The 26,123-nt window shown below is 69.4% G+C and carries 24 protein-coding genes; 4 read left to right on the top strand and 20 right to left on the bottom strand.

Annotated features, from left to right (window positions below):
• Window positions 1–7: 7 nt before the first annotated feature.
• Both pstC and pstS read right to left on the bottom strand, forming a co-directional pair.
• Window positions 8–985 (bottom strand): phosphate ABC transporter permease subunit PstC, encoded by a 978-nt coding sequence (pstC, locus tag AC0IY0_RS00400; protein ID WP_147910070.1) that lies wholly within the window; start codon window positions 983–985, stop codon window positions 8–10.
• 85 nt (window positions 986–1,070) lie between these two features.
• The gene (gene pstS / locus AC0IY0_RS00395) at window positions 1,071–2,111 is read right to left on the bottom strand and encodes a phosphate ABC transporter substrate-binding protein PstS (RefSeq protein ID WP_147910069.1); all 1,041 of its coding nucleotides are present in this window, start codon (window positions 2,109–2,111) and stop codon (window positions 1,071–1,073) included.
• Between the two features lie 255 nt (window positions 2,112–2,366).
• Between pstS and AC0IY0_RS00390 the strand changes: the two genes are divergently transcribed.
• Window positions 2,367–2,612: a hypothetical protein gene (locus AC0IY0_RS00390; RefSeq protein ID WP_147910068.1), complete on the top strand. Its 246-nt coding sequence runs from the start codon at window positions 2,367–2,369 to the stop codon at window positions 2,610–2,612.
• A 56-nt stretch (window positions 2,613–2,668) separates the two neighbouring features.
• On the opposite strand, the gene AC0IY0_RS00385 is transcribed toward AC0IY0_RS00390, so the two are convergent.
• From AC0IY0_RS00385 to murB, 11 genes are all read right to left on the bottom strand, one after another.
• On the bottom strand, window positions 2,669–2,869 hold the full coding sequence (locus tag AC0IY0_RS00385) for a hypothetical protein (RefSeq protein WP_147910067.1): 201 nt from the start codon (window positions 2,867–2,869) through the stop codon (window positions 2,669–2,671).
• A gap of 118 nt (window positions 2,870–2,987) precedes the next feature.
• Window positions 2,988–4,661 carry a DNA repair protein RecN gene (gene recN, locus AC0IY0_RS00380; protein WP_471762784.1) on the bottom strand — a complete coding sequence of 558 codons (1,674 nt, stop codon included), beginning with the start codon at window positions 4,659–4,661 and terminating at the stop codon, window positions 2,988–2,990.
• Between the two features lie 201 nt (window positions 4,662–4,862).
• Window positions 4,863–5,744: an outer membrane protein assembly factor BamD gene (locus AC0IY0_RS00375; RefSeq protein ID WP_147910065.1), complete on the bottom strand. Its 882-nt coding sequence runs from the start codon at window positions 5,742–5,744 to the stop codon at window positions 4,863–4,865.
• A gap of 192 nt (window positions 5,745–5,936) precedes the next feature.
• Window positions 5,937–6,884 (bottom strand): UDP-3-O-acyl-N-acetylglucosamine deacetylase, encoded by a 948-nt coding sequence (gene lpxC, locus AC0IY0_RS00370; RefSeq protein ID WP_471762783.1) that lies wholly within the window; start codon window positions 6,882–6,884, stop codon window positions 5,937–5,939.
• Between the two features lie 439 nt (window positions 6,885–7,323).
• A complete protein-coding gene (gene ftsZ, locus AC0IY0_RS00365; protein ID WP_471762782.1) occupies window positions 7,324–9,117 on the bottom strand; it encodes a cell division protein FtsZ in 1,794 nt (597 codons plus the stop codon).
• A 92-nt stretch (window positions 9,118–9,209) separates the two neighbouring features.
• Entirely contained in the window at window positions 9,210–10,532 is a 1,323-nt protein-coding gene (ftsA, locus tag AC0IY0_RS00360; protein WP_147897292.1) for a cell division protein FtsA, read from the bottom strand.
• 52 nt (window positions 10,533–10,584) lie between these two features.
• On the bottom strand, window positions 10,585–11,541 hold the full coding sequence (locus AC0IY0_RS00355; protein WP_147907432.1) for a cell division protein FtsQ/DivIB: 957 nt from the start codon (window positions 11,539–11,541) through the stop codon (window positions 10,585–10,587).
• The gene (locus AC0IY0_RS00350; RefSeq protein ID WP_147938142.1) at window positions 11,508–12,431 is read right to left on the bottom strand and encodes a D-alanine--D-alanine ligase; all 924 of its coding nucleotides are present in this window, start codon (window positions 12,429–12,431) and stop codon (window positions 11,508–11,510) included. Before AC0IY0_RS00350 ends, AC0IY0_RS00355 begins: the two co-directional genes overlap by 34 nt.
• 35 nt (window positions 12,432–12,466) lie before the next feature.
• Window positions 12,467–12,823: a type II toxin-antitoxin system PemK/MazF family toxin gene (locus tag AC0IY0_RS00345; RefSeq protein ID WP_471762781.1), complete on the bottom strand. Its 357-nt coding sequence runs from the start codon at window positions 12,821–12,823 to the stop codon at window positions 12,467–12,469.
• Window positions 12,810–13,043 (bottom strand): AbrB/MazE/SpoVT family DNA-binding domain-containing protein, encoded by a 234-nt coding sequence (locus AC0IY0_RS00340; protein ID WP_147907435.1) that lies wholly within the window; start codon window positions 13,041–13,043, stop codon window positions 12,810–12,812. Before AC0IY0_RS00340 ends, AC0IY0_RS00345 begins: the two co-directional genes overlap by 14 nt.
• Before the next feature lie 29 nt (window positions 13,044–13,072).
• Window positions 13,073–14,020, bottom strand: coding sequence for a UDP-N-acetylmuramate dehydrogenase (gene murB / locus AC0IY0_RS00335; RefSeq protein ID WP_147907436.1), 948 nt, complete (start codon window positions 14,018–14,020; stop codon window positions 13,073–13,075).
• 50 nt (window positions 14,021–14,070) lie between these two features.
• Between murB and AC0IY0_RS00330 the strand changes: the two genes are divergently transcribed.
• Window positions 14,071–14,334: a type II toxin-antitoxin system RelE family toxin gene (locus tag AC0IY0_RS00330; RefSeq protein ID WP_471762780.1), complete on the top strand. Its 264-nt coding sequence runs from the start codon at window positions 14,071–14,073 to the stop codon at window positions 14,332–14,334.
• A gap of 7 nt (window positions 14,335–14,341) precedes the next feature.
• Window positions 14,342–14,734, top strand: coding sequence for a transcriptional regulator (locus AC0IY0_RS00325; RefSeq protein WP_246692382.1), 393 nt, complete (start codon window positions 14,342–14,344; stop codon window positions 14,732–14,734).
• Between the two features lie 16 nt (window positions 14,735–14,750).
• On the opposite strand, the gene murC is transcribed toward AC0IY0_RS00325, so the two are convergent.
• From murC to AC0IY0_RS00310, 3 genes are all read right to left on the bottom strand, one after another.
• On the bottom strand, window positions 14,751–16,157 hold the full coding sequence (gene murC / locus AC0IY0_RS00320) for a UDP-N-acetylmuramate--L-alanine ligase (protein ID WP_147854203.1): 1,407 nt from the start codon (window positions 16,155–16,157) through the stop codon (window positions 14,751–14,753).
• 131 nt (window positions 16,158–16,288) lie between these two features.
• Window positions 16,289–17,398, bottom strand: coding sequence for an undecaprenyldiphospho-muramoylpentapeptide beta-N-acetylglucosaminyltransferase (gene murG, locus AC0IY0_RS00315; protein WP_471762778.1), 1,110 nt, complete (start codon window positions 17,396–17,398; stop codon window positions 16,289–16,291).
• A complete protein-coding gene (locus AC0IY0_RS00310) occupies window positions 17,395–18,561 on the bottom strand; it encodes an FtsW/RodA/SpoVE family cell cycle protein (RefSeq protein ID WP_147907439.1) in 1,167 nt (388 codons plus the stop codon). Before AC0IY0_RS00310 ends, murG begins: the two co-directional genes overlap by 4 nt.
• Before the next feature lie 284 nt (window positions 18,562–18,845).
• Here AC0IY0_RS00310 and AC0IY0_RS00305 point away from each other — a divergent pair, with 284 nt between their 5' ends.
• Window positions 18,846–20,321: a methyl-accepting chemotaxis protein gene (locus AC0IY0_RS00305; protein ID WP_147907440.1), complete on the top strand. Its 1,476-nt coding sequence runs from the start codon at window positions 18,846–18,848 to the stop codon at window positions 20,319–20,321.
• Between the two features lie 97 nt (window positions 20,322–20,418).
• Here the strand turns inward: AC0IY0_RS00305 and murD are convergent, their stop codons facing one another.
• The 4 genes from murD to AC0IY0_RS00285 all read right to left on the bottom strand — a co-directional run bounded on the left by murD (window position 20,419) and on the right by AC0IY0_RS00285 (window position 26,120).
• A complete protein-coding gene (murD, locus tag AC0IY0_RS00300) occupies window positions 20,419–21,783 on the bottom strand; it encodes a UDP-N-acetylmuramoyl-L-alanine--D-glutamate ligase (RefSeq protein ID WP_471762777.1) in 1,365 nt (454 codons plus the stop codon).
• A gap of 207 nt (window positions 21,784–21,990) precedes the next feature.
• Complete coding sequence (gene mraY, locus AC0IY0_RS00295; protein ID WP_147938133.1) at window positions 21,991–23,076, bottom strand: phospho-N-acetylmuramoyl-pentapeptide-transferase; 1,086 nt, start codon at window positions 23,074–23,076, stop codon at window positions 21,991–21,993.
• A gap of 100 nt (window positions 23,077–23,176) precedes the next feature.
• Window positions 23,177–24,628, bottom strand: a complete 1,452-nt coding sequence (locus AC0IY0_RS00290; RefSeq protein ID WP_471762776.1) for a UDP-N-acetylmuramoylalanyl-D-glutamyl-2,6-diaminopimelate--D-alanyl-D-alanine ligase — start codon at window positions 24,626–24,628, stop codon at window positions 23,177–23,179.
• A gap of 31 nt (window positions 24,629–24,659) precedes the next feature.
• Complete coding sequence (locus AC0IY0_RS00285; protein WP_471762775.1) at window positions 24,660–26,120, bottom strand: UDP-N-acetylmuramoyl-L-alanyl-D-glutamate--2,6-diaminopimelate ligase; 1,461 nt, start codon at window positions 26,118–26,120, stop codon at window positions 24,660–24,662.
• Between the last annotated feature and the right edge of the window lie 3 nt (window positions 26,121–26,123).

Here is a 26,123-nt window from a genome sequence, read left to right as displayed (position 1 = left end):
GCCCTCCTCAGGCAGCTTTGACGCGGCGCGTCAGCAGCCGGGCGATGATGAGCACCACGAAGGTGATGATGAAGAGGATGCAGCCCAGGGCCATCAGGGCGTTGAGCTGGAGACCGTCGGCCTCGTTGAACTCGTTGGCGATGCGCGATGCGATGGTCGAGCTCGGGTCGAAGATCGAGGCTGAGAGGCGGTTGGCGTTGCCGATCACGAAAGTCACCGCCATCGTCTCGCCGAGGGCGCGGCCGAGGCCGAGCATGATCGCGCCGATGATCGAGACGGAAGCCTGCGGCACCAGCACGTGGCGGACCACCTCCCAGGTCGTGCAGCCGATGCCGTAGGCGCTCTCGCGCAGAACGGTCGGGATCTGGTCGAGCATGTCGCGGGCGATCGAGGCGATGAACGGCACGATCATGATCGCCAGGATGATGCCGGCGGTGAACACGCCGACCCCGGACGGGACCCGGGCGTAGAACAGCGTGCCGACGATCGGCAGGCCCTCGACGATGTTCGATACCGGGATCTGGACGAAGCGCGCGAAGAGCGGCGCGAACACGAACAGGCCCCACATGCCGTAGATGATGCTCGGCACCGCGGCGAGCAGCTCGATCGTCATCGCCACTGGCTTGCGGGCCCAGCCTGGGCAGAGCTGCGTAAGGTAGACGGCGATCCCCAGGGAGACCGGGACGCCGATCAGGAGTGCCAGCGTGGCGGAGGCCACGGTCCCGATGACGGCGACCAGGGAGCCGTACTGCTCCGTCCCGACGTTCCAGGCGCTGGAGGTCAGGAAGGCGAACCCGAATTCCCGGAAGGCGGGCCAGCCGCCGTAGAGGATCGAGCCCAGGATTCCGGCGAGCACCACGAGCACGAACAGGGCCGCGCCGTAGGAGCAGACCCGGAACAGGGTGTCGAGGTTCCGGCTCGGTCCCTTGCGCGCGGCGGCGGCGCGAGGTCGGGCGAGGGCAATCGTCTCGGTCAAAGCGGACATCCGCGATTCTCTGCGAAGGGAGGCGTGGTAGCGCGGTGCGGGCCGCGATGCGAGGGAGGGGGCCGCGACCCCCTCCCCATCTCACTCACATGTTGAAGACGGGCTTACCGTCCTTGCCCTTCACGGTTTTCCACTCTTCGTGGATCAGAGCGACGACGTTATCCGGCAGCGGCACGTAATCGAGGTCTGAGGCGAGCTTATCGCCGTTCTTATAGGCCCAATCGAAGAACTTCAGCGTATCTGCGGCCTTGGCTGCATCGGCCGATTCCTTGTGGACCAGGATGAAGGTCGCCGCCGTGATCGGCCACGCATCGTCGCCCGGCTGGTTGGTCAGCGAGATACCGAAGCCCGGGGCCGACTTCCAATCGGCGCTGGCGGCGGCGGCCTGGAACGCCTTGTCGTCCGGCTGCGGATACTTGCCGGCCTTGTTCTGCAGCAGGGCGTAAGCGAGCTTGTTCTGCTTGGCGTAGGCGGATTCGACGTAGCCGATGGCGTTCGGCACCTGCTTGACGGTGGCGGTCACGCCCTCGTTGCCCTTGCCGCCCTGCCCGACCGGCCAGGAGATCGTCGTGGCCGCGCCGTATTCCTTCTTCCAGGTCTCGGACGCCTGGGACAGGTAGGTGGTGAAGATGTTGGTCGTGCCCGAGGCGTCCGACCGGTAGACCGGGGTGATGGTGGCGTCCGGGAGCTTCACGCCGTCGTTGAGCTTCGCGATCCGCGGGTCGCTCCACTTGGAGATCTTGCCGGCGTAGATGTCCGCCAGGATGTCGCCGGTGAGCTTCAGCTTCCCGGGCTCGAGGCCGGCGATGTTCACCACCGGCACGACACCGCCCATCACGGTGGGGAACTGGACGAGGCCATCCTTGGCCAGCTGCTCGCCCTTGAGTGGCGCGTCGGTGGCGCCGAAATCAACGGTCTTGGCCTGAATCTGCTTGATGCCGCCGCCGGAGCCGATGGACTGGTAATTCAGTCCGGAGCCGGTCTCCTTGCGGTAGGCTTCGGCCCACTTCGAGTAGACCGGGAACGGGAAGGTGGCACCGGCTCCCGTGATGTCGGCAGCGAGTGCCGCGGACGCCAGCTGAACCGTGGCGAGGCCGACGGCGAGCGCGTAAGCAAAGGGTCTCAAGGGTATCTCCATTGCCGTCGGGCGAGAGCCTGCGCCTCTCCGCCGGCAAGCCCATGCCCGCGGCAGAGCTGTGCGGCCGGTCTTCCAAGAGACCCGGCGCCGGCCGCCCGATGGGCCGGGCGTTACGACAGGGAGATGACATCGGCATGACATCGCGCCGCAGAGACGAAGGCACGGTTTGGCGCGCTGGCGCGTTCAAGCCCGGTGGCGGCATCTCGGCGGTGCTGCCCGTGAGACCAGGAAGGCAGTCGGATCGTGGATGATCAGGGGACCGACGCACAGGAAGGTCCCGATGCGGCATGGCTTGCCCTGCACGCCGACCGCGAGGCCGTAGAGCGCGCGCTGACCCTGGCTCAGGCCCGTCAGCGCTACGGCACCGACGCCGAGGCGATCGCTCAGGCGCGCCACGAGGAGGTCGAACTTCTGGTGGATCTCGACAGGATTCTGACGCAGATCCGGGCGGCGGAGTACCGTCGGCGGCCCGGCTCGCGGCGCTGGTAGCGCCGGGCGAAAGCAATCTTGGTTCGGGCTAATACGGGTCCGGTCGGGGCGCGGCTTCAGCCGACCCGGCGCAGCTCCCGCTCCTTCTGACGCAAGCGCAGGAGCAGTTCCACGTGCGTGTCGGTGATCGGCTGCGTGTCGACGCTGCCTTCATAGACCGTGCGGAGCGTCAGCCCGAGCTGGTGCGTGTCGATCGCCTGCTTGAGGGCCCGACCCGAATGCCCGCGCCCCTCGGACGCGACGATGGACGGCTTCATGTTTTCCTCCCGCCCTTCAACCGCGTGCTCCTGAACCACGGTCCCGGGATGGGATCAGTCTCGCCAGGAATGGTTAACAAAACGTTACGCGCAACTAACGGTTAAGGTTGTTGCGCGTTCATGCATCCGCGCCTTGCAGAAGCTTGGCCGCCGCAGCACGGGCCTCGTCGGTCACCGTGGCGCCGGCCAGCATCCGCGCGATCTCCTCGCGGCGCTCCGCCACCGGTAGGCTCGCCACCCGGGTCGCGACCCGGCCGGCGCCCTTCACGGGGGCCTTGGCGATCAGGAAATGTGTGCTCGCGCGGGCCGCGACCTGGGGGGCGTGGGTCACGGCCACCACCTGGACGGTGGCGGCGAGCCGGGCGAGGCGCAGGCCGATCGCGTCGGCCACCGCGCCCCCGACCCCGGTGTCGATCTCGTCGAAGATCAGGGTCGGGGCGGAGCCCTTGTCGGCGAGCACGACTTTCAGGGCGAGCATGAAACGCGACAACTCGCCGCCGGAGGCGACCTTCATCATCGGGCCGGGTTTCGTGCCGGGGTTGGTCTGCGCCCAGAACTCGACCCGGTCGATGCCGGCGGGATCGCGCGCCTCCGGGTCGGTGACGATCTCGGTGATGAACCGGGCGCGTTCCAGCTTCAGCGGCGGCAACTCGGCCTTCACGGCCGCATCCAAGTGCTTGGCCGCCTTCCGGCGCCCGGCACTGAGCTTCTCGGCCGCCTCCGCGTATTGCGATTCGGCCTTCGCCCTTGCTTGCTCCAGGCCCTCCAGGGCCGCCTCACCGGCATCGAGGCTCGCAACCTCGCCGGCGTAGCGCTCCGCCAGGGCGGCGAGGTCGTCGGCTGGAACGTCGTATTTCCGAGAGGCGGCACGCAGCGCAAAGAGCCGCTCCTCCGCTCGCTCCAGGTCGCGCGGGTCGAACTCGGTTTCCGTGACAGCGGCGTCCAGGACCGCGCGTGCCTCGTCGAGGGCGACCATGGCGGCGTCTAGGGCGTTGACGCAGGGATCGATCAGGGCCGGGAGCTGTCCGGCCCGGCGCTCCAGCTTGCGCAGGGCGGCCGATATGTGCGGCACGCCGGAATGCGGTCCGCCGACGGCGTCGAGCGCCTCGTTCAGCTCGCGGGCGACCTTCTCCGATTGCTGCATGACGCTGCGGCGTTCGGCGAGCTGGGCCTCCTCGCCGTGCTGGGGCGCCAACGTGGCGAGTTCCTCCACGGCGTGGCGCAGGAAGTCGGCCTCCTTGCGGGCCGCCTCGATGCGAGCCCGGTGCTCGGCAAGTTCCGAGCGCGCCGTGCGCACGGCCTTGGCGGCCGTCGCAACCTTGCCAAGCTGGGATTGGAGGCCCCCGAAGGCATCGAGGATCGCCCGGTGGGAGGCCGGGTCGGCCAGCGCGCGGTCGTCGTGCTGGCCGTGGATTTCCACGAGCGCAGCGCCGATCGCCCGTAGAACCTGCACGCCCACCGGCTGGTCGTTGACGAAGGCACGGGTACGGCCGTCGGCCATCTGGGTCCGGCGCAGGATCAGGTCGCCCTCGGTGTCGATCTCGGCCTCGGCCGCGATCCGGCGGGCCGGATGATCAAGGGGGAGATCGAACACCGCGGTGACGCCGCCCTGCGGCTCCCCATGGCGCACGAGTCGACCGTCGCCGCGGCCGCCGAGGGCCAGGGCGAAGGCATCGAGCAGGATCGATTTGCCCGCACCCGTCTCCCCGGTCAGGACGCTGAGGCCTGTCCGGAAATTCAGTTCGAGCCTGTCGATCAGAACGATGTCGCGGATCGCGAGCTGCGCCAGCATGCGGCGGCGGGGATTCCTGAGGGCGGGACCGCAGACATAAGGCCGCCGCGGCGCGGATTCACCCCAAAAATGCGTCGCGCCCCAATTGCGATGCCGCGGGGCCGCGCCGACGAGAAAGGCCCGGAGCGGCGGCTCCGGGCCCTGGGGCGTCTTGAGGCAAGCCGAAGCCCGCCGGCGGCAGGCCGAAGCCTGCCGGATCGGTCACTCGGCCGAGGCGGTCTTGCCCGTCACGGTCCGGTAGATCTTGGACAGGAACGAGGTCTTCTCCTCGCGGGGCTCGAGGCCGCCCTTGGCCAGGAGCGCGTGCGCATCCTTGTACCAGGGGCTGTCCGGGAAGTTGTGCCCCAGCACCGCCGCGGAGTTCTGCGCCTCCTGGGTAATCCCGAGCGCCCAGTACGCCTCGGTCAGGCGCTCCAGCGCCTCTTCCGCATGGCGGGTGGTCTGGTACTTGGCAACGACGTCGCGGAACCGGTTGATCGCGGCCGGGAAGTTGCGCCGCTCCAGGTAATAACGGCCGACCTCCATCTCCTTGCCGGCGAGCTGGTCGCGGGTGATCTGGATCTTCGAGCGGGCATCGGTCGAGTACTCGGACGTCGGGTACTTCTGGACCAGCTCCTGCAGGGCGACCAGCGCCTTCTCGGAGCGGTCCTGGTCGCGGGTCACGTCCGGGATCTGCTTGTAGTTCGACATCGCCATCAGATACTGCGCGTAGGCAGCATCCTTACTGGCCGGGTGGCGCTGCAGGTACCGCTTCGCCGCGCTGATCGCGTCGTCGTACTTCTGGCCCTCGTAATTGGCGTAGGCCGTCATGAGCAGCGCCTTCCGGGACCACTCGGAATACTGGTACTGCTTGTCGAGACTGTCGAATTTCTTGACCGCGCCCTCGTAGTCGCTGTCCTCCAGCTTGGCCAAGCCTTCGCTGTAGAGCTTGTCCGCGGGGACATCCGGCACGACTTCGGGCTTGTACTTTTCGGCGAAGAGGTTGGTCGGGTCGAAGTCGCAGCCGCCGAGGCCCAGGCCGAGAACGGCCACGAAGGGCGCCATGAAGGCAGCCGCCCGGCGATGACGAATGGTGACAGGCATCTGGCGCTCTTTCCCGGGACCGGCGCACGTCCCGCGCCGTCGTGCCATCGCGTGAATGGATCCGGCCCGACCGGGCCGTGCCCGTCGTTCACGGACCGTTAAACCCTGACGCTTGATTCGGGCACGAAAGCGGCAAGGCCGCGGCAGACCGTATCGGTTGCCAGCTGTGTCCCGCAGGTCACAGACTTGGGCTCAGAGATCGCCCGCGAAGGCGGCGATGCCGAGGCCGACGCCGAGTTCCGACAGGACGGCTTCGCGGCGCGAGCCCTGCGCCTCGATGATGGCGTAGTTGGACCGGTCGGCGAAGAGGGCAGAGAGCACCCCGACATTCATCCGGTGGCCGCCGCAATAGGAGCGGTAGGCGCCCTGGATCGGCAGGCCGGCCAGCGCGAGGTCGCCGACCGCATCGAGGATCTTGTGGCGGACGAACTCGTCCGGAAAGCGCAGACCCTCGGGATTGACAACCGCCGTCTCGCCGACCGCGACGGTGTTCTCCAGCGACGCGCCCAGCGCGAACCCGGCCTTCCAGTAGCGCTCCACATCCTTCATCATCCCGAAGGTGCGGGCGCCGGCGATCTCCCGGCGGTAGGTGGCGGAAGACAGGTCCATCGCCTTGCGCGAGCGGCCGATCACCGGGCTGTCGAAATCGATCTCCACATCGAGGCGGAAGCCCCGGTCGATCGGGCGCAGCTCGGCGAAGGCACGGCCGGTCTCGATGCGGACGTGGCGCAGGATCTTCAGCCAGCGGCGCGGGGTGCCGCAGGAGGCGATCCCAGCCGTGTCGATGGCCTGTACGAATTGGAGGGCTGAACCGTCGAGGATCGGCATCTCCGGCCCGTCGATCTCGACCAGGGCGTTGTCGACACCCAGTCCGTAGAGGGCCGACATCAGATGCTCGATGGTGGCGACGGCACCGGTCTCGACGTCACCGATGACGGTGCAGAGTTCGGTGGCGGAGACCAGGGCGTGATGGGCCTTGATCAGGCGGTCGTTGCCGTGGGTGGTGCTGGTCCGAAGAAACGCGATGCCGTGATTGGCCGGAGCTGGGCGGATGGTGATCTCGGCCGGGTTCCCGGAATGGACCCCGACTCCCGAGAGCGTTACCGGCCCCTTCAGGGTCGTCTGTTTATGCGTTCGCATTCATTAGCCCCCGGCCGCGATCAGGTCCGCCATCCCGACCAGGGATGGTGAGGAAACTGTCCGATCCGTCCGCTGCTTGAAGCCCCTACCCGCGCTATCAGGTTGTGTCCCGGAGCGCGTCTCATTGGTCTGGAAGTGTCTATAGCTGCACCGCACAGGGCAGCCAAATCACGGATTCTTACGCTCTGTTACAGACACGCTTGCTGTTGGGAGCGGTTAAAAAGCTGACGGCACAAAGGCTTAAAGCTTGGTTAATGCGTGGCTAACCGGTGGCCGTTCTGTGGCGTGTATGCATCACGCGCCTGGGGATAGCGACTCAATCGTTAACCCCGCTGAGACCCCAGTCCTTGTTCTTCGCAACCAAGGGTTGCTTCGCTGCAGCGCGAAGGGCCAGCGGTTTCCCGCCGGCCCCTCTTTCGTCATCGCGCGCCTCGCGCGTTCAGTTCGCCTGACGGCGGAGGAAGGCCGGAATCTCGAGCTGATCGTCGTCCATCATCCGGGACTGGGGCGCAACGCGTCCCTGGGCATCGAGGCCGCCCTGCGCCGGCCGGTATTGCGGCGCCGCCGGAAGCGGAGCGCGCGGGGCCGCCGGCACGTGGGGCTGGTTCAGCTGGGGCTGGTTCAGCTGGGGCTGCGCCAGCTGGGGCTGGGCCATATGCTGCTGACCCTGGTGGGGCTGCGGCGCCACCGGGCCGGCGGCCCGGGGAGCAGGCACGCCGTCCATGTCTTCGCGCCGTCCGCCGAAGCCGACGGTGGCGAGGCGGCGCAGCAGCGAGGTCCGCTTGGATTCCGGTGCGGCTTCCTCGGCGGCCCGGTTCGCCAGGATCTGGTTCTGGGCGATCGGCGGCAGCTCGTGGATCTGCGGCATGCGCGGGGCGCGGGCGAGCGGCGCGGCCGCGGGGGCGGCCGGACGCGGCGGGACGAACGGGCCGGCCTGGAACTGCGGAGCCGGCTCGGCCTGCTGCTGGGCGGGGGCCGGGACGAACGGCGCGGCGGCCCGCGGCTGGGACGGGGCGAGGACGACCTCGTCGCGGGCGACCGGAGCGGGAGCCTCGAAGCGGGTCTCGGCGCGCATCTCGGGAGCCGGCTGCGGGGCGGCCGGCGCCTGATGCTGTATGGGGGCCTGGGCGATCGAGTCCGTGCGGATGCTCGGAATCGGCGAGGTCGCGCGGGCACGGGCCTCGGCCCGCAGGCGCTCGGCGACTTCGGCGATACGCTGCTCGGTCTCGGCGATCGCCGGGTTGTTCGGCGAGTTGGCCGAGATCAGCAGCGGCTCGATGCCGGTGGCGACGACAGACACCCGGATAATGCCGTCGAGGCTCTCGTCGAAGGTGGCGCCCAGGATGATGTTGGCGTCCTGATCGACCTCCTCGCGGATGCGGGTGGCGGCCTCGTCGAGCTCGTACAGGGTCAGGTCGGAGCCGCCGGTGATCGAGATCAGCAGGCCGCGGGCGCCCTTCATGGAGACGTCGTCGAGGAGCGGGTTGGCGATGGCTGCCTCGGCGGCGCGGTTGGCGCGCTTCTCGCCCGACGCCTCGCCGGTGCCCATCATGGCCTTGCCCATGCCGCGCATGATCGCCCGGACGTCGGCGAAGTCGAGGTTGATCAGGCCTTCCTTGACCATCAGGTCGGTGATGCAGGCGACGCCCGAGTAGAGCACCTGGTCGGCCATCGCGAAGGCGTCGGCGAAGGTGGTCTTCTCGTTGGCGACCCGGAACAGGTTCTGGTTCGGGATCACGATCAGGGTGTCGACCGCGGCCTGCAACTCCTGGATGCCGCTCTCCGCGGTGCGCATGCGGCGCACCCCCTCGAACTGGAACGGCTTGGTGACAACGCCGACCGTGAGGATGCCCATGTCGCGGGCAGTCCGCGCGATGACCGGCGCGGCGCCGGTTCCGGTGCCGCCGCCCATGCCGGCGGTGATGAAGCACATGTGGGCGCCCGAGAGCTGGTCCCGGATCTCGTCGATCACCTCGTCGGCGGCGGCCGAGCCGACCTCCGGGTGTGAGCCGGCGCCGAGGCCCTGGGTCACGCCCAGGCCCATCTGGATCACCCGCTCCGCCTTCGAGGAGGTGAGCGCCTGCGCGTCGGTGTTGGCGACCACGAACTCGCAGCCGAGCAGCCCCGACTCGATCATGTTGTTGACTGCGTTGCCGCCTGCGCCGCCGACACCGAAGACGGTGATGCGGGGCTTGAGTTCCCGGATGTCCGGCGCCTGGAGGGTAATGGCCATGGTGTCGAGCCTCTCGCTTACTCTGCTTTCCGTGCGGCGCTGCGGCGCCGATATTTTTTCGATCCCCCGCCCGTGAAGGCGGCGGTGAAACTCTAGAAGCTCTCTCGGAGCCAGCGCCCGACCCGGCTGATGTACCGGTCCGATCCCGTGGCCGCGAAGGCGCCGTGCCCCCGCGGCTCGAAGTGCTCGGCGTGCGCCACCTGCGGGTAGACCAGCAGGCCGACGGCGGCCGAGAAGGCCGGTCCCTTGGCCGCCTCGGGCAGGCCGCGGATCCCCAGCGGCCGGCCGATGCGGACCTGACCCTGGAGGACGCGCCGGGCGACCTCCGGCAGGCCGACGAGCTGGCTGGCGCCCCCCGTCAGCACCACCCGGCGTCCGGCCTGGGCCGCAAAGCCGGCATCCCGCAGGCGGTCGCGGACCAGTTCGACCACCTCCTCGACCCGCGGCTTGATGATCCGCACCAGCTGCGAGCGCGGGATGTGGGCCGGGGCCTCGCCCTCGTCCTCGCCGACCCCGTGCACGGCGATCATGTCGCGATCGTCGGACGGGGTGGAGAGGGCCGAGCCGTAGAGGGTCTTCAGCCGCTCGGCCGCGGCCATGCGGGTGGAGAGCCCCCGGGCGATATCCATGGTGACGTGGTGCCCGCCGACCGCCACCGCGTCCACGTGGACGAGGTGGCCGCCCGAGAACACTCCGACGCTGGTCGTGCCGCCGCCCATGTCGACGACGCACACGCCCATCTCCGCCTCGTCGTCCACCAGGGCCGAGAGCCCGGCGGCGTAGGGCGTCGCGATCACCGCCTCGACCCCGAGATGGCAATGCTCGACCGCCAGCATGACGTTGCGGGCGGCGGCGAGCTCGCTCGTCACGACATGCAGGTCGACCCCGAGGGCCTCCCCGATCATGCCCGACGGATCGATCACTGCGCCCTGCCCGTCCAGTGCGTAGCCGGTGGGCAGCGCATGAAGCACGGCCCGGCCGGGGCTGACGCCGTGGGCGCTCGCCGTCTCCAGCACCCGCTCGACATCGCTGCCGGTGACGGTGCCGGAGCGGGTGTTCACCCGGGCCTGGAAATGCTGCGAGGCGAGCCGGCCGCCCGACATGTTGACGATGACCGACTGGACCTCGACTTTGGCCATCCGCTCGGCGGCGTGGACCGCCTGGCGGATCGCACCCTCGGCGGCGGCGAGATCGACGATCGCCCCGCCCTTCAGCCCCAGCGAGCGCTGGTGGCCGATGCCGATGATGCGGGCGAGGTGCGTCCGGCCGCGCAGGGTCGAGAGCGCCTCGGCCGGCTGCAGCTCGGCGATGAGGCAGACGACCTTGCTGGTGCCGATATCGAGCACCGACAGGGTGGTCGAGCGCCGGGCGGAGAGCGGCTTCAGGCGCGGCGTGAGGCCGTGTTGGCTGTGCATTGACACTACCGGACGCAGAAGGCGGGACGGGCGGAGATCGCGGTTGAGGGCATCAGCTGGCTGCGCCCTTCTTCTTCGCCTTCTGGGCTTCCGCACGGGCGGCGGCGGCCTCCTCGGTCAGGCGCACCACCAGGCGGTCGGGCATGCGCAGATCCACCGCGATGATGTCCTTTTCGAGCAGGCCGGCCTCGCGCTCGAACCGGACGAGGCGGGCGAGCGCCGCGGCCGGATCGATCTCGGGCAGGCGCACGTCCACGCCGTCGAGCTTGAGAGTCCAGCGCCGGCCCGAGACGTAGGTCCCGGCCTTGATCCGCTCGGAGAGCGGACCGGCGGCGGCGATGAGGGCGAGATATTCGGGCAGCTTGTTGTTGGCGTCGTCGCCGACCACGAGCGGCAGGCTGGCGTAGCGGTCGTCCCGCATCGCGTCGATCACGGTCCCGTCGGCGGCGATCACGTTGATCTCGCCGTTCTTCTGCCAGAGGGCAGCGGGCTCGCGCTCGACCTGGGTGATCGCGATCTCGTTCGGATAGATCTTGCGGACCGAAGCCTGGGCGATCAGCGGCACGGCGAGCAGCTTCTCGCGCACCGCCACGACGTCCAGGAACGGGACCGAGGAGCGCCAGTCGATGCCGGCCGCCGATAGCACCTCGCGCTCGTACATCCGGGAGATGCCCGAGATGGTCACGCGCTCGACGCCGAAGCCGAGGACCCGTGCGGCGATGTCCAGGGGGCGGCCCTGCTCGGCAACGAAGGACTCGTAGCGCCCGCTCGCCACGAAGCCGGCGAAGGCCACGGCAGCGAGGGACACGGAGACGCCCACGGTACCGACGCCGCGGGGCAAGCGCTCACTCAGGAGCTGGCCCTTGCGGGACCGGCGCACCGAGAGAGAGCGGTTGGGAGCGCGTCCGGTGAGCCGGTCCAACGCGGCGCCGACGAGGCGCGCGGGAAGGCTTCGACCGGCCGCGTCACCGCCGCTCAGCGATTCAGAGAAGCGTCCTCCACCATCCATCGGACGAGCTCACCGAAACCAAGACCCGCATGGGCCGCCATCTCCGGCACAAGGCTCGTCTGGGTCATGCCGGGTTGCGTGTTGACCTCCAGCACGACGAGCAAACCGGTTCCACCCGGTGTGTCGTCGTAGCGAAGGTCGGCACGGCTGACGCCCCGGCAGCCCAGTGCTTGATGCGCCGTTAACGACAACTCTTGGACACGCTGGTAAACATTTGGTTTAAGTTCGGCCGGCAGCACGTGCACCGAGCCCCCCGGAGCGTACTTCGCGTCGTAGTCGTACCAGTCCCCCGTGGCGGCCTTCACCTCGATCACCCCGAGTGCCTTGTCGCCCATCACCCCGCAGGTGAGTTCGCGACCCGCTATGTAAGGTTCTGCAAGGACTTGCTCGCCGAAGGTCCAGTCCTCGGAGGCGAGGATCTGAGGCGGGTGCGACCGGCCGTCGCGGACGATGATGACCCCCACGGACGAGCCCTCCGCGATCGGCTTGACCACGTAGGGCGGCGGCAGGGGGTGGTTTTTCGCGGCCTCGAAGCGGTTAACGATCCGACCCGCCGGCACGTCCACGCCGGCGGCGTGCAGCACCGTCTTTGCCCGCTCCTTGTTCATGGCGAGCGCCGAGGCGAGCACGCCCGAATGGGTGTACGGAATCTTCAGGATCTCCAGCAGGCCCTGGATCGTGCCGTCCTCCCCGTCTGGGCCGTGCAGGGCGTTGAAGGCCACGTCCGGCCGCAACTCGGTGAGCACCGAAGCGATGTCCGGCCCGACATCGACCCGGGTGACCCGGTACCCCTCCCCTTCGAGCGCTGTGGCGCAGGCCGCGCCGGAGCTGAGCGAGACCTCGCGCTCGGCGGAGGTGCCGCCCAGGAGGACGGCGACGTGCTTGGACATGGTGGGCTCCGGGGAAGTCTGGGTCGAGGATCGAGTCACGCTGGGCCGACCCAGTCATGGATCGCGGCAAAGACCGCCTTCGCGGTGACCGGTGGCAGATCGCCGATGCCGCGAAGGACGCGGCCGGGTTCGATGCAGGCGATCTTGAAGAGGCGGACCGTGGAGGCGACGCCGAGCCCGGCCGCACCGAGATCCGCGATCGGGATGTCGCCGGCCATGCCGGCGTTTCGGGCGCTCGTGATCATCGCGATCCAAACATAACCGGCCCGCGCCACCGCGGCTCCAGAGACGACGACGGCGGGGTGCCGCTTCTCGGCCAGCCGGTCCGAAGAGGGTAACGGGACAACCACGACCGAGCCGGCGGGGAAATCCAAGGCGTTAGCGGTCGGCATAATCTTCGTCGTCGATGGCGCCGCCCCATTGTGTGAACGCCACGAACGGATCCTCGCCCGCCGGGGGAGCCTTGTCGATCTGGATACCCTCCGGCGTGATCCGGTAGCGCACGCGATCACCGGGTCCGAGGGCGAGGCGCTCGCGCACCTCTGCGGGCAGCACGGTCTGACTCGTCACCGACATCTTCGAGTAGGCGGTGCGGGCGCTCGTGTCCGGCATCGCATCGGTTCCTCGCCGCGACTTACAACTTACTGGCTTACCGGCTCAGAGGCCACGCCGATCCGCCGGATCTCCCAGCGCAGAGCGACACCGCTGGTCTCCCGCACCCGACGCCGGACCTCCTCGCCCAGCCCCTCGATATCGGCAGCGGTGGCGCCACCGGTGTTGATCAGGAAGTTGCAATGCATCGGCGAGACCTGGGCACCGCCCCGCGTCAGGCCGCGGCAGCCGGCGGCATCGACGAGTTGCCAGGCCTTCATCGTCGGATCCTTGCCGCCCTCCGGATTGGCGAAGGTCGAGCCGCCGGTGCGCTCGCGGATCGGTTGCGCGGCCTCGCGGGCCGCGGTGACCCGCTCCATCTCGGCCTCGATCGCGGTGCGGTCCCCGGGTGTTCCGCGCAACAACGCACGAGTAAAAACGACGTCCTCGGGCGCGTCGGAATGCCGGTAGGAAAAACCCATCTCGGCGTGGCTGAAGCGGCGTAGCGCTCCGCTCCTGTCGACGCCGTGCGCCTCGACCAGGACGTCCGTGGTCTCGCCGCCATGGGCACCCGCATTCATCCGCAGGGCGCCCCCGATCGAGCCCGGAATGCCCCGGTAGAACGCGAGCCCGTCGAGCCCGGCCTCGGCCGCCGCCTTCGCGAGGCGCATGTCCGGAACGGCGGTACCGACCTGCAGGGCGTCGCCGTCGATCGCGATCCCGCCGAACGCCTTGCCGCCGAGCCGGATGACCACGCCCGGCACCCCGCCGTCGCGGACGATCAGGTTGGAGCCGAGGCCGATCACCGTGACCGGCACGTCGGGCTCCAGGGCTGCGAGGAGGTGCGCGAGATCCTCCTCGTCCGCCGGGGTGAACAGCACCTCCGCCGGGCCACCGACGCGGAACCAGGTGAGGTCGGCCAGCGGCTGGTCGGCCAGCAGGCGCCCGCGCAGGGCCGGCGCGGCGGCGCGGATTCGATCGTGGAGCGATGCGGTCATGCTAAGCTTTGGACCGGATCAACCGGCTCGCTTGAGGGAATCGGGGCGGGATGGCGAACGATACCGGCAGAAGCCTGAGCTTCACCCGTGCGGCCGCCCGTAGCCTCAATCGGATGCCGAAGCCGACCGAAGACCTGACCCGGCAGAAGCTTCAACTCTATGCGCAGGATCCCGACAGCCTCGCCACCAACGTGGAGGCACTGAAAGGCGCAGGAGAGCGGTACCGATTGCGAGTCGGGGATTGGCGTGCGGTCTTCACGACCGAGGCGGATCGGATCATTGTCCACGCCGTCGGCCCGCGCGGCTCGATCTAGGGCTAGGATGCTGCCCGTGACCATCGTCAGAACCCGGACGCCCTCCGGAGAAGCCATCGTGATCCTGCCGGAGGCGAGACTCGAGCGGTTGCGCGAGCTGGCGGAAGACACCCTCGACGCACGCGTCATCGACGAGTCGCAGCGGCGCCTGGACGGCGGCGAGAACGAGCTTCTGGACGAGGCCGATCTCGAAGCCCTGCGCGCGGCACCGTGTCCCCTGGCGTTCTGGCGTGCCCGGCGGGGCATGACGATTGCGGTGCTGTCGCGCGACGGGTCGGTGCCCGAGGTGAAACTCATCGATCTCGAAACTGGCGCGGGCACGGCCGATCCTGCCGTCTACGAACGGCTGGCACGGGCGCTCGACATCGATGTCGAAGACCTCATGCCGGACTCAGCCTGATCGACGCCCATCCCGCTCACTTCCCCCGCGCGGCGAGTTCGCCCGGCAGCGCGTAGGCCCATTGCGTGATGGTGCCGGCGCCGAGGCACACGACGTAGTCGGTGGGCTTGGCGAGTTCGGCCACGATGCCGGCCAGCTCCTCGGGCCGCTCCAGGGGGCGGGCGTCGCGGTGGCCGCGGGAGCGCAGGCCCGCGACGAGCGCGTCCCGGTCGGCGCCTTCGATCGGCGACTCGCCGGCCGTGTAGACCGGGGCGACGATCACGGTGTCGGCGTCGTTGAAGCAGGTGCAGAAATCGTCGAACAGCGAGGCGAGGCGGGTGTAGCGGTGCGGCTGCACCACCGCGATGACGTTGCCGTCGGTTGAGGCACGGGCCGCCTTGAGCACCGCCTTGATCTCCACCGGATGGTGCCCGTAATCGTCGAAGATCGTGGCGCCGTTCCACTCGCCGGTGCGGGTGAAGCGACGCTTGACCCCGCCGAAGCCCGCCAGCGCCCGACGGATGGCGTCGTGCGAGACGCCGAGCTCGTTGGCGACGGCGAGCGCCGCGGTGGCGTTCAGCGCGTTGTGCTTGCCCGGCATCGGCAGGACGAGATCTTCCATCTCCATGCGGAAGCCCGGACGCCGGTCTCGGATCATCACGCGGAAGCGGCTCTGGCCGCCCTTCAGATCCACATCCAGCAGGCGCACGTCGGCCTGGGGATTCTCGCCGTACGTGATGATGCGCCGGTCCTCGATGTGGCCGACCATGTCCTGCACCACCGGATGATCGGTGCACATCACCGCGAAGCCGTAGAACGGGATGTTGTCGATGAAGCGCCGGAACGCGTCCTTCACCGCCTCGAACGAACCGAAATGGTCGAGATGCTCAGGGTCGATGTTGGTGACGATGGCGACATCGGCGGGCAGCTTGAGGAAGGTCCCGTCGGACTCGTCGGCCTCCACCACCATCCAGTCGCCCTCGCCCATGCGGGCGTTGGTCCCGTAGGCGTTGATGATGCCGCCGTTGATCACGGTCGGGTCCAGGCTGCCGGCGTCGAGCAGAGTCGCGACCAGCGAGGTCGTGGTGGTCTTGCCGTGGGTGCCCGCGATGGCGACGCAGGACTTGAAGCGCATCAGCTCGGCCAGCATCTCGGCGCGCCGGACCACGGGCAGCCGGCGCTCGCGGGCGGCCTGCAGCTCCGGGTTGTCCCGGCGGATCGCGGTCGAGACCACCACCAGGGCGGCCGCGTCCACGTTCTCGGCCTGGTGGCCGACGAAGGTGCGGATTCCCTTCTCGGCCAGCCGGCGGACGTTGGCGTTGTCCGAGGCGTCGGAGCCCTGGACCGTGTAGCCGAGGTTGCTCATCACCTCGGCGATGCCGGACATGCCGATGCCGCCGATGCCGATGAAGTGGATGGGGCCGAGCTTGTCGGGCAGCTTCATCTGTTTCGTGCCTTCCGTAACGTCATGGTTTCAAAAGGTCTGGGACCTTTTGCGGGTGCAGGGTGGAGCCCCGCCGTCGGGCTTCGCCCCGATACCCCGCCAGAGGGCTGAGCCCTTCGGAAACCCCATTGCTACCCACGGGTGGCCGTCTCGATGACGACCTCGGCCAACCGCTCGGCGGCATCGTGAATGCCGGCGCTTCTGGCCGCATCGGCCGCCGCGGTCAATTTTGCCGGCGTCTCGAAGCAGGCGACCAGCTCGGCCGCGAGGCGATCCGGTGTGAACGCGGTCTGCTTCAGGGCGAGCGCCGCGCCGATCGCGTCGAGGGTCGCGGCGTTGGCGGCCTGGTCCTGATCGAGGGAGCCGGGCAGCGGCACCAGGATCGAGGGCCGGCCGATCGCCGCGAGCTCCGACACGGTGGAGGCGCCCGATCGCGAGACCACGAGGTGGCTCGCCGCCATCCGGGCCGGCAGATCCTTGAAGAACGGAGCGGCCTCGAGCCCGGCGAGTCCGAGGGCGAGGTAGCGGTTCTGCACCGCGGTCAAGTCCTCTGGCCGGACCTGCTGGACGAGGTGCAGGCGGCCGCGCAGGTCGGCGGGCAGGCGCTCGATCGCCTCGGGCACGACCTCGCCCATGACCCGGGCGCCCTGGCTGCCGCCGAACACCAGGAGCCGGAGGGCATCGCGGTCGCCGAGCGGCGGGTATGGAACCTTGGCCGCCTCGATCACCGCCGGGCGGAGCGGGTTGCCGGTGTGGATGCGGGGGGCGCGCGCCTTGTCGGGCACGCCGCGGACATCCTTGAAGCCGGTGGCGATGGTCCGCGCGCCCCGCGCCAGGAAGGCGTTGGCCCGGCCCATCACGGCGTTCTGCTCGTGCAGCACCGTCGGCACCCGCAGGATCTGGCCGGCGAGGACCGGCGGTACGGTCGGGTAGCCGCCGAAGCCGACGATTGCGGCCGGGTTGATCCGCCGGATCTCCCGGGCGGCGATGCCGAAGCCGCGGCCGAGCGTCAGCACGGCACCGGCCCGCTTCAGGGGCGAGCGGCCCGAGGGTGTCGCCGAGGCGATCGTGATCACCTCCGAGGCCGGGAACTCGCCCGAGATCGCGTCGACCCGGGCGTCTGTGGCGAGCGCCACTCGGATGCCGCGGGCGCGCAGGGCGTGGGCGAGACTCTCGGCCGGGAACAGGTGGCCGCCGGTGCCGCCCGCGCAGAGCAGGATCGTGGGTGTGAAGACCGTCATCGCATCACTCCGGCGACGGTGGCCGAGGCGGTGCCGGGTGGCTTCTGGCTGAGCAGGACGGTGCGTGGGCGTTTGCGGGTCAGCGCAACCAGAAAGCCCGTGCCGAGCGCCAGGGAGATCATCGACGAGCCGCCGAAGGAGACGAACGGCAGGGTCATGCCCTTGGCCGGCATCAGCTGGGTGTTCACCGCCATGTTGATGCAGGCCTGGAGCCCGAACAGGGTGGTCAGCCCGGTGATCGCAAGGCGCGAGAAGGTGTCGTCTGTGCGCCGGGCGAGCTTGAGGCCGCGCAGCACGATGAAAGCGAACAGGCCGACGAGGCACAGGCAGACGATCACGCCGAATTCCTCGCCCGTTACGGAGAAGATGAAGTCGGTATGTGCGTCCGGTAGGTGCCGCTTGGCCACCCCCTCCCCCGGGCCGGTGCCGAACCAGCCGCCCGAGCGGAACGATTCCCGCGACCAGAAATCCTGGAAGCCGCCGCCGGAATCGCGGTCGAGGAACTTGTTGAAGCGCTCGCGGACGTGATGGAAGAACAGGTAGGCCGCGAACACGCCGCCGAGCCCGAGCACGCCGAGCAGCGCGACCCAGATCAGGTGCAGGCCGGCGACGAAGAACAGCGCGCACCACACCATGGTGATCAGCATGGTCTGGCCGAAATCGGGCTGCAGCAGCAGCGGCACGATGGTGATCGGCAGGAGCAGCATCGCCAGGAAGCCGCCCGGCATGTCGCGGCGTTGCGCGCCCTCCGAGAAGGCCCAGGCCGCCACGACCACGAAGGCCGGCTTGACGAATTCCGACGGCTGCAGGCCGATCGGTCCGAACTGGATCCAGCGATGCGCGCCCTTGATCTCCGGGCCGAACTTGCCGGCGAGCAGGCAGAGCGCGACGCCGCAGATCCAGGTGACCAGCGCCAACCGCCGGACCCCGCGCAGGGACAGGAATGACACGGCGCAGATCAGCAGGATGGTTGGCGCAAGGTATAGCGCCTGCCGGTTGAGGAAGTAGAAGGTCGGCAGGCCGATGCGCTCGGCGACCGGTGGGCCGCCGCCCATCAGGAAGACTAGGCCGGCCACCATCAGCGCGAACAGCGCCGCGAGCAGCCCGCGGTCCACCGTCCACCACCAGTCGGTGAGGGGTGTGCGTTCCGCGCGTGAGATCATGCCGGGCAACGACTCCAGGCCGCGCGGAGGCCGGTCCGCGTCGGTCGAGTCGATCCTGTGGGGGAATGGTAAACGGAGCCTTATGGCCGGCTGAGCCTGGTGCGGCCCGGGATTCCCCAGCGCGGAAGAAGTACCGTATTCGTCCGAGGTATACTGTGGACGATGTCATCGAATGTTAATTCTCGTTGTGCAACTTGGAGGTGTATCCCCACCAGGATCGGAGACCGGCGTGTTGCATGCGCCGCTTTGCCAGGCCCGATCCGCACAGCAGAAGTCGGTTCGAGATGTTCGCTGCTCTGAAGGTCCGTGAAGCGCAGGCCAAGCTGGCGGCCCTCGACCGCGTCCAGGGGCTCATCGAGTTCGATCTCGACGGCCGCATCCTGTCGGCGAACGGCAATTTCCTCGACGCGGTCGGATACACCCTGCCGGAGGTGGTCGGGCAGCATCACAGCCTGTTCGTGGACCCGGAATATCGTGATTCGGCGGATTACCGGGCGTTCTGGGAGCGCCTGCGCGGCGGCGGGTTCGAATCCGGCCAGTTCCGTCGGGTCGGCCGCGGCGGGCGGCCGATCTGGATCCAGGCGTCCTACAACCCGATGCTCGACGCCCGTGGCCGGCCCTACAAGGTGGTGAAGTTCGCCACCGACATCACCCGGCAGCGCACCGAGGAGGCCGACCGCGCCGGTCAGATCGCCGCGATCCACAAGGTCCAGGCGGTGATCGCCTTCGACCTCGATGGCATGGTCCTCGAAGCCAACGACAACTTCCTTACCGCGATGGGCTACGGCCGCGACGAGGTGGTCGGGCAGCACCACAGCCTGTTCGTCGAGGCGGGCTACCGGGACAGCGAGGCCTACCGGGCGTTCTGGGCGGCTTTGCGCAACGGTACCTATCAGGCCGCGCAGTTCCGCCGCCTCGGCAAGGACGGTCGGGAGATCTGGATTCAGGCGTCCTACAACCCGATCCTCGACGCCGGGGGCCGACCCTACAAGGTGGTGAAGTTCGCCACCGACATCACCGATCAGGTCCGCCTGCTGGCCGACCTCCGCAGGCTGATCGACACCAATTTCGGCGCAATCGAGCACGCGGTCCTGCATTCCACGGATGCCGCCCGCCTGGCCTCCTCGGCGGCGGACTCGACCTCCGGCAATGTCCAGACCGTGGCGGCGGCGGCCGAGGAACTCGCCGCCTCCGTCGCCGAGATGTCCCAGAGCATCGTGCGCTCTCAGGGCGCCACCGATACCGCCTATACCTGCGTGCGCGAGGCGGACGGCCACACCAAGAGGCTCGCCGACAGCGCGACTGCGATGTCCAGCATCGTCGGCCTGATCCAGAGCATCGCCGGCCAGATCAACCTGCTGGCGCTCAACGCCACCATCGAGGCAGCGCGAGCCGGCGAGGCCGGCCGCGGCTTCGCAGTGGTGGCAAGCGAGGTGAAGGCGCTCGCCGACCAAGCGGCCCGCGCCACCGGGCAGATCAACAGTGAGATCGCCAGCGTCCAGCAGGTCTCGCAGGAGGTCGTCGTCGCGCTCGGCTCGATCGGGGCCTCGGTCTCGGTGATGCGCGAGACCGTGGTGTCCACCGCAGCGGCCATTGAAGAGCAGAGCGCGGTAACCCGCGACCTCGCCGAGAGCATGCAGAGTGCCGCCGGCGCGGTCACGGCGATAACCGGCAATATCGGGGCGATCGCGCAAGCCGTGGCCGACGTCTCCGAGGCGGTGGCGACCACGCGGGACGCCGCCAGGGTGTTGGCGCGCTGACCGACCCGGACCGGGTTTACAAAGGGCTCATCCCTTCGGTGGGGCTCCGCACTCGCAAACGGTACCCGACCTTTCGAAACCCTGCTGATCGATGCCCTCAGGGCAGCGCCTGCACCAACGCCCGGAACCTGTCACCGCGGATCTCGAAGTTGCGGAACTGGTCGTAGGAGGCGCAGGCTGGCGAGAGCAGCACCACCGGCTCCGGGGCGCCCGAAGCGGCGGCGTTCTCGGCGGCCCTGGGGACCGCGACGTCGAGGGTCTCGCAGCGCGTGTAGGGCACGACCCCTTCCAGGGTGGCCGCGAAGGCGTCCGAGGCCGCGCCGATCAGGTAGGCATGGGCGACCCGCTGGAAATACGGCACCAGCGGGAAGATGCCGCCCTCCTTGGCCTTGCCGCCGAGGATCCAGTGGATGTCCCGGAAAGCGGTCAGCGCCTTCTCGGTGGAATCCGCGTTGGTCGCCTTGGAATCGTTGACGAACAGCACGGCGCCGCGCCGCCCGACCTCCTCCATCCGGTGCGGCAGCCCCGGGAACGAGGACAGGCCGGCCTGGATCGCCTCGGGCGTCAGCCCGAGCGCCCGGGCCACCGCCACCGCCACCGCCGCGTTCTGCCAGTTGTGGGCACCGCGCAGCGACCCGATGCCGTTGACGTCGGCCAAAGCCGTCCCGTCGGGATCGCGGACGATGCCGTCGCGCACCGTCACGGCGTCGGCGCAGAGCGCGTCGCCGGCGGGTACGTGGACCCGCACGAGGTCACCGGCGCGCCGCTCGGCGATCGCCCGGCTCGGGCCGTCGTCGATCCCGACCACCGCCAGTCCGGCGCCGGCGATCAGGCGCTCCTTGATGGCGGCGTACTGCTCCATGGTGCCGTGGCGGTCGAGATGGTCCGGCGTGATGTTCATCAGCACCCCGACCGTGGGGTCGAGACCCGGGGTCAGGTCGATCTGAAACGACGACATCTCGATCACGTGGACGCGGCCGGCATCCGGCGGCGCCAGCGACAGGATCGCGGTGCCGATGTTGCCGCCCATCTGCACGTCGCGCCCGGCTTGCGCGAGCACGTGGGCGATCAGCGCCGTGGTGGTCGACTTGCCGTTGGTGCCGGTGATCGCCACCAACGGCGCCTCGGGCGACTGCGCCCGGCGCTCCCGGCAGAACAGCTCGATATCACCGATGATCTCGACCCCGGCCTCGCGGGCGAGCCGGACGGTCCAGTGTGGCTCCGGATGGGTCAGCGGCACGCCGGGGCTGAGCACCAGGGCCATGAAGTCGGACCAGTCGGCCTCGCGCAGATCCTGTGTGCCCAGGCCCGCATCCTGCGCGCGCGCCACGCTGTCGGCGTTGTCGTCCCAGGCGATCACCTCGGCGCCGCCGGCCTTCAGCGCGTTGGCCGTGGCCAGCCCCGAGCCGCCGAGCCCGAACAGAGCGACCTTCTGGCCCGCGAAGACGGTGACGGGTGTCATGGGAAACTCAATTCAACGTGGAAACATCGCCGATCCCACCCAACCCCCCTCATCCTGAGGTGCCTGCGCCAGCGGGCCTCGAAGGAGCCCTCCAGGGGTCACGCGGCCGGCTGGAGGGCTCCTTCGAGGCGCCCGCTTCGCGGCCGCACCTCAGGATGAGGGCCCGATTGGGATCGGCCGTAGTGGTACATAGTCTAGCACAATTTCTCAGCGCAGCTTCAGGGTCGCGAGGCCCGCGAGCGCCAGGATGACCGCGATGATCCAGAACCGGATCACGACCTGCGGCTCTTTCCAGCCCTTCTGCTCGAAATGGTGGTGGATCGGCGCCATCCGGAAGACGCGCTTGCCGGTGAGCTTGAACGACGCGACCTGGATGATCACCGACATCATTTCCAGGACGAACAGGCCGCCGACGATGGCCAGGACGATCTCGTGCTTGGTCGCCACCGCGATGGTGCCGAGTAGGCCGCCCAGCGCCAGCGAGCCGGTGTCGCCCATGAAGATCTGGGCGGGCGGCGCGTTGAACCAGAGGAAGCCGAGGCCGGCGCCGATCACTGCGCCGCAGACGACTGCGAGTTCGCCGCTGTCGCGGACATAGTTCACCTGGAGATAGCTCGCGGTGAACGAGTTGCCGACGAGATACGCGATGATTCCGAAGGTGCCGCACGCAATCATCACCGGCACGATCGCCAGGCCGTCGAGGCCATCGGTCATGTTCACGGCGTTGCCGGCGCCGACGATCACGAAGGCGCCGAACAGGGCGTAGAACCAGCCGAGATTCAGCAGCGCGTCCTTGAACACGGGAAAGGCGAGCTGGTTCTGCAGGGCGGCCGGCGAATAGACGGAGACGATCGTGCACGCCGCGATGGCGATCATCGCTTCCAGCGACAGCCGGAACTTGCCGGAAAAGCCCTTGTGCGACTGCTTCGTCACCTTGAGGTAGTCGTCATAGAAGCCGATCGCCCCGAAGCCGAGGGTGACGGTCAGGGTCACCCACACGTAGTGATTGCGCGGGTTGGCCCAGAGCAGGATCGCCACGACGGCGCCAGCCAGGATCATCAGCCCGCCCATGGTCGGCGTGCCGCGCTTGGTCAGCAGGTGCGTCTGCGGCCCGTCCTCCCGGATCGGCTGGCCCTTGCCCTGGCGCAGGCGCAGAAGGGAGATGATCCACGGCCCGAACCAGAACACGAACAGGCCCGCCGTGAACAGCGCGCCGCCGGTGCGGAAAGTGATGTAGCGGAAGACGTTGAGCGGCGAGAACGTGCCGCTCAGTTCCGAGAGAAGGTACAGCATCCGGGCGCTCGGCCCCTTTGTTCAGGCGCGGGTTTCGGGGAGCGGCACCGATCGTCGCGAACGCTCGGGCGTGCCGATCATGGGGCGGATCACGGACGGATCACGGGGCGGCGGCCATTCCGCGCCGCGCCGGGTCGACCGCGTAGCGGGCTTTCAGCACATCGACAATCCGCCCCATGCGGCTGCCGTTCGATCCCTTGACCATCACGGCATCGCCGGACCGGAGGTTGCGGGTCAGCGGCTCGATCAAGTCGGCTGCGGTGTCGGCGACGCCGCCGCGGCGGCTCACCGGCAGCGCTTCGAACAGGTGGCGCATCAGCGGCCCGGAGGCGAAGACCAGGTCGATCCGGGCGGCCTCGATCGCCTCGGCGAGGCCGCGATGCAGGTCGTGGGAGGTCGCGCCGAGTTCCAGCATGTCGCCCAGCACCGCGATGCGGCGGCCGCGCGGGCCGGTCTCGATGCCGGCGAGCGTCGCGATCGCGGCTCGGACCGAAGCCGGGTTGGCGTTGTAGCTCTCATCGACCAGGTAGGCGGTGCCGCCGTCGATCTCGAGGGCGGTGCGCTCGCCGCGCCCAACTGGCGGACTCAACCCGGCGAGCGCCAGGGCCGCCTCTGCGAGATCGGCGCCGAGCACGTGGACCACCGCCATCACGCCCAGCGAGTTCAGCGCCGCATGCCGCCCGGCGGTTCCGAGCTTGTAGGTGACGGGCTGCCCCATCACGACGGCGTCGACCACCGACAGGTCGGGGCGCAGCACGATGGTCTGGGCGCGCACGTCCGCGTCCGGATGCTCGCCGAAGCTGACGACCCGGCCCGCGCGCGACGCCCGCGCATGGGCGATCAAGCGGTCGTAATGCTCGCCGTCGCGATTGATGATCGCCACGCCGCCGGGTTCGATGCCGGAGAAGATCTCGCCCTTGGCGTCCGCGATGGCTGCGACCGAGGCGAAATGCTCGATATGCACCGGCTCGACCGTGGTGATCAGCGCGATGTCGGGCCGGACCTGGGCGGTCAGCGGCACGATCTCGGCCGGGTGGTTCATGCCGATCTCGAACACGCCGTAGCGGGTGGCACGCGGCATCCGGGCGAGCGTAAGGGGCACGCCCCAATGGTTGTTGTAGGAGGCTGCCGAGGCGTGGGTCTCGCCCTGCCCCGCCAGCACGTGGCGAAGGGCCTCCTTGGTCCCGGTCTTGCCGACTGAGCCGGTCACCGCCACGACCTTTGCGTCGGTGCGCGCCCGGGCGGCTTCGCCCAGACGGGTCATGGCGGTCAGGACCGGGTCCGCCCCCGATTCCGGGACCGCCAGCACCGGGCCGTGGGCGGTCAGATCCGTGGCGCGGGCCTCGCTGACCACGGCGGCGCCGGCGCCGCGCCCGAGGGCGCTCGCGACGAAGTCGTGGCCGTCGCGCGCTTCGCCTCTGATGGCGAAGAACAGGTCGCCCGGCTGCAGCGTGCGGGTGTCGATCGACGCGCCGCCGATCGGGCGCCCTTCGCCGAGCAAGCGCCCGCCTGTGGCGGTTTCGAGTTCGTCGCGGGTCCAGAGTGCAGTCATGTCAGCCCCCGGTCACCATCTGGCCGCGCCATCAGCGTGCGGCCTCGGCGATGGCGGCGCGCAGGACCTCGTGGTCCGAGAACGGCAGCGTCCGATCTCCCACGATCTGGCCGGTTTCATGGCCTTTGCCGGCGACGACCAGCACGTCGCCGGGTCCGAGCCGCCGCACGGCCGAGCCAATCGCCTCGGCCCGGTCGCCGATTTCTTCCGCATTGGGCGCCGCCGCCAGGATCGCCCGCCGGATCGCGTGGGGTTCCTCTGTGCGGGGATTGTCGTCGGTGACGATCACGACATCCGCCAGGCGCTCTGCGATCGCCCCCATCAGCGGGCGCTTGCCCCGGTCGCGGTCGCCGCCGCAGCCGAACACCACCATGAGCCGGCCGGACGCGAACGGCCGCAACGCGGTCAGCACGCTCTCTAGTGCCTCGGGCTTGTGGGCATAGTCGACCAGGCACAGGCCGCCCCCCGCCTCGCCGATCCGCTCCATCCGGCCGGGTACGCCGGTGAGGTGGCTGAGGGCCGCGAACACGCCGTCCGGGTCGGCGGCGCCGGCCGGGGTCGCGAGTGCCAGGCCGGCCGCCACCAGGGCGTTCTCGACCTGGAAGTCGCCGACGAGAGGAAGGCGCACCGTGCGGGTCACACCCTCATGCAGAAGCGTGATCGCCTGGGTGAAGCCGTCGGTCCCCGTTGAGACGAGGCGGATATCCGTTCCCGCCCGTCCGACCGTGCGTACCGACCGCCCTGCGCCCTCAGCCGCCGCGATCACCCGCTCGGCATAGGCGCCGTCGGCGTTGACGATCGCCGGGCAGCCTTGCGGCAGCAAGTCGGTGAACAGGTGCAGCTTGGCCGCCAGGTACTCCTCGATGCTGGCGTGATAATCGAGGTGGTCGCGGCCGAGATTGGTGAAGCCGGCTGCCGCGAGACGCACGCCGTCGAGGCGGCGTTGCTCGATCCCATGGGAGGACGCTTCCATGGCGAGGTCCGTGACGCCCTCGCGGGTGAGCCTGGCCAGGGTCTGGTGCAGCGTCACCGGGTCAGGGGTCGTCAGCGAGCCGTATTCCGCACCGCGATCGGTGACGATCCCGACGGTGCCGAGGCTCGCGGCGTCGCGGCCGAGCCGGGACAGGATCTGACGGACGAAGTCGGCAACCGAACTTTTCCCCGCGGTGCCGGTGACCGCCAGGACGGTGGCGGGCTGTGCACCCGCAAGTCGCGCGGCGGCGAGCGCCAGCGCGCGGCGGGCATCCGCCACGGCGATCCAGGCGACCGCCTCGGGCAGGTCCGCGGGGCGGTCCCCCTCCCCGGCCACCGCGACGGCGCCGCGTGCGGCGGCCTGCGCGGCGAACAGGCGGCCGTCGGCCTTCGTGCCGGGCACCGCGACGAACACGACGCCCGGCGCGACCTGCCGGCTGTCGGCGGTCAACGCCGACACGGTCTGGTCGGCGGATGGGCCGGCGATCTCCGGGAAAAGGTCCGCAAGCCGGGCGATCATAGC

It is taken from the genome of Methylobacterium sp. AC315, assembly GCF_979253755.1.
This window is presented reverse-complemented; position numbering and strand designations above follow the sequence as displayed.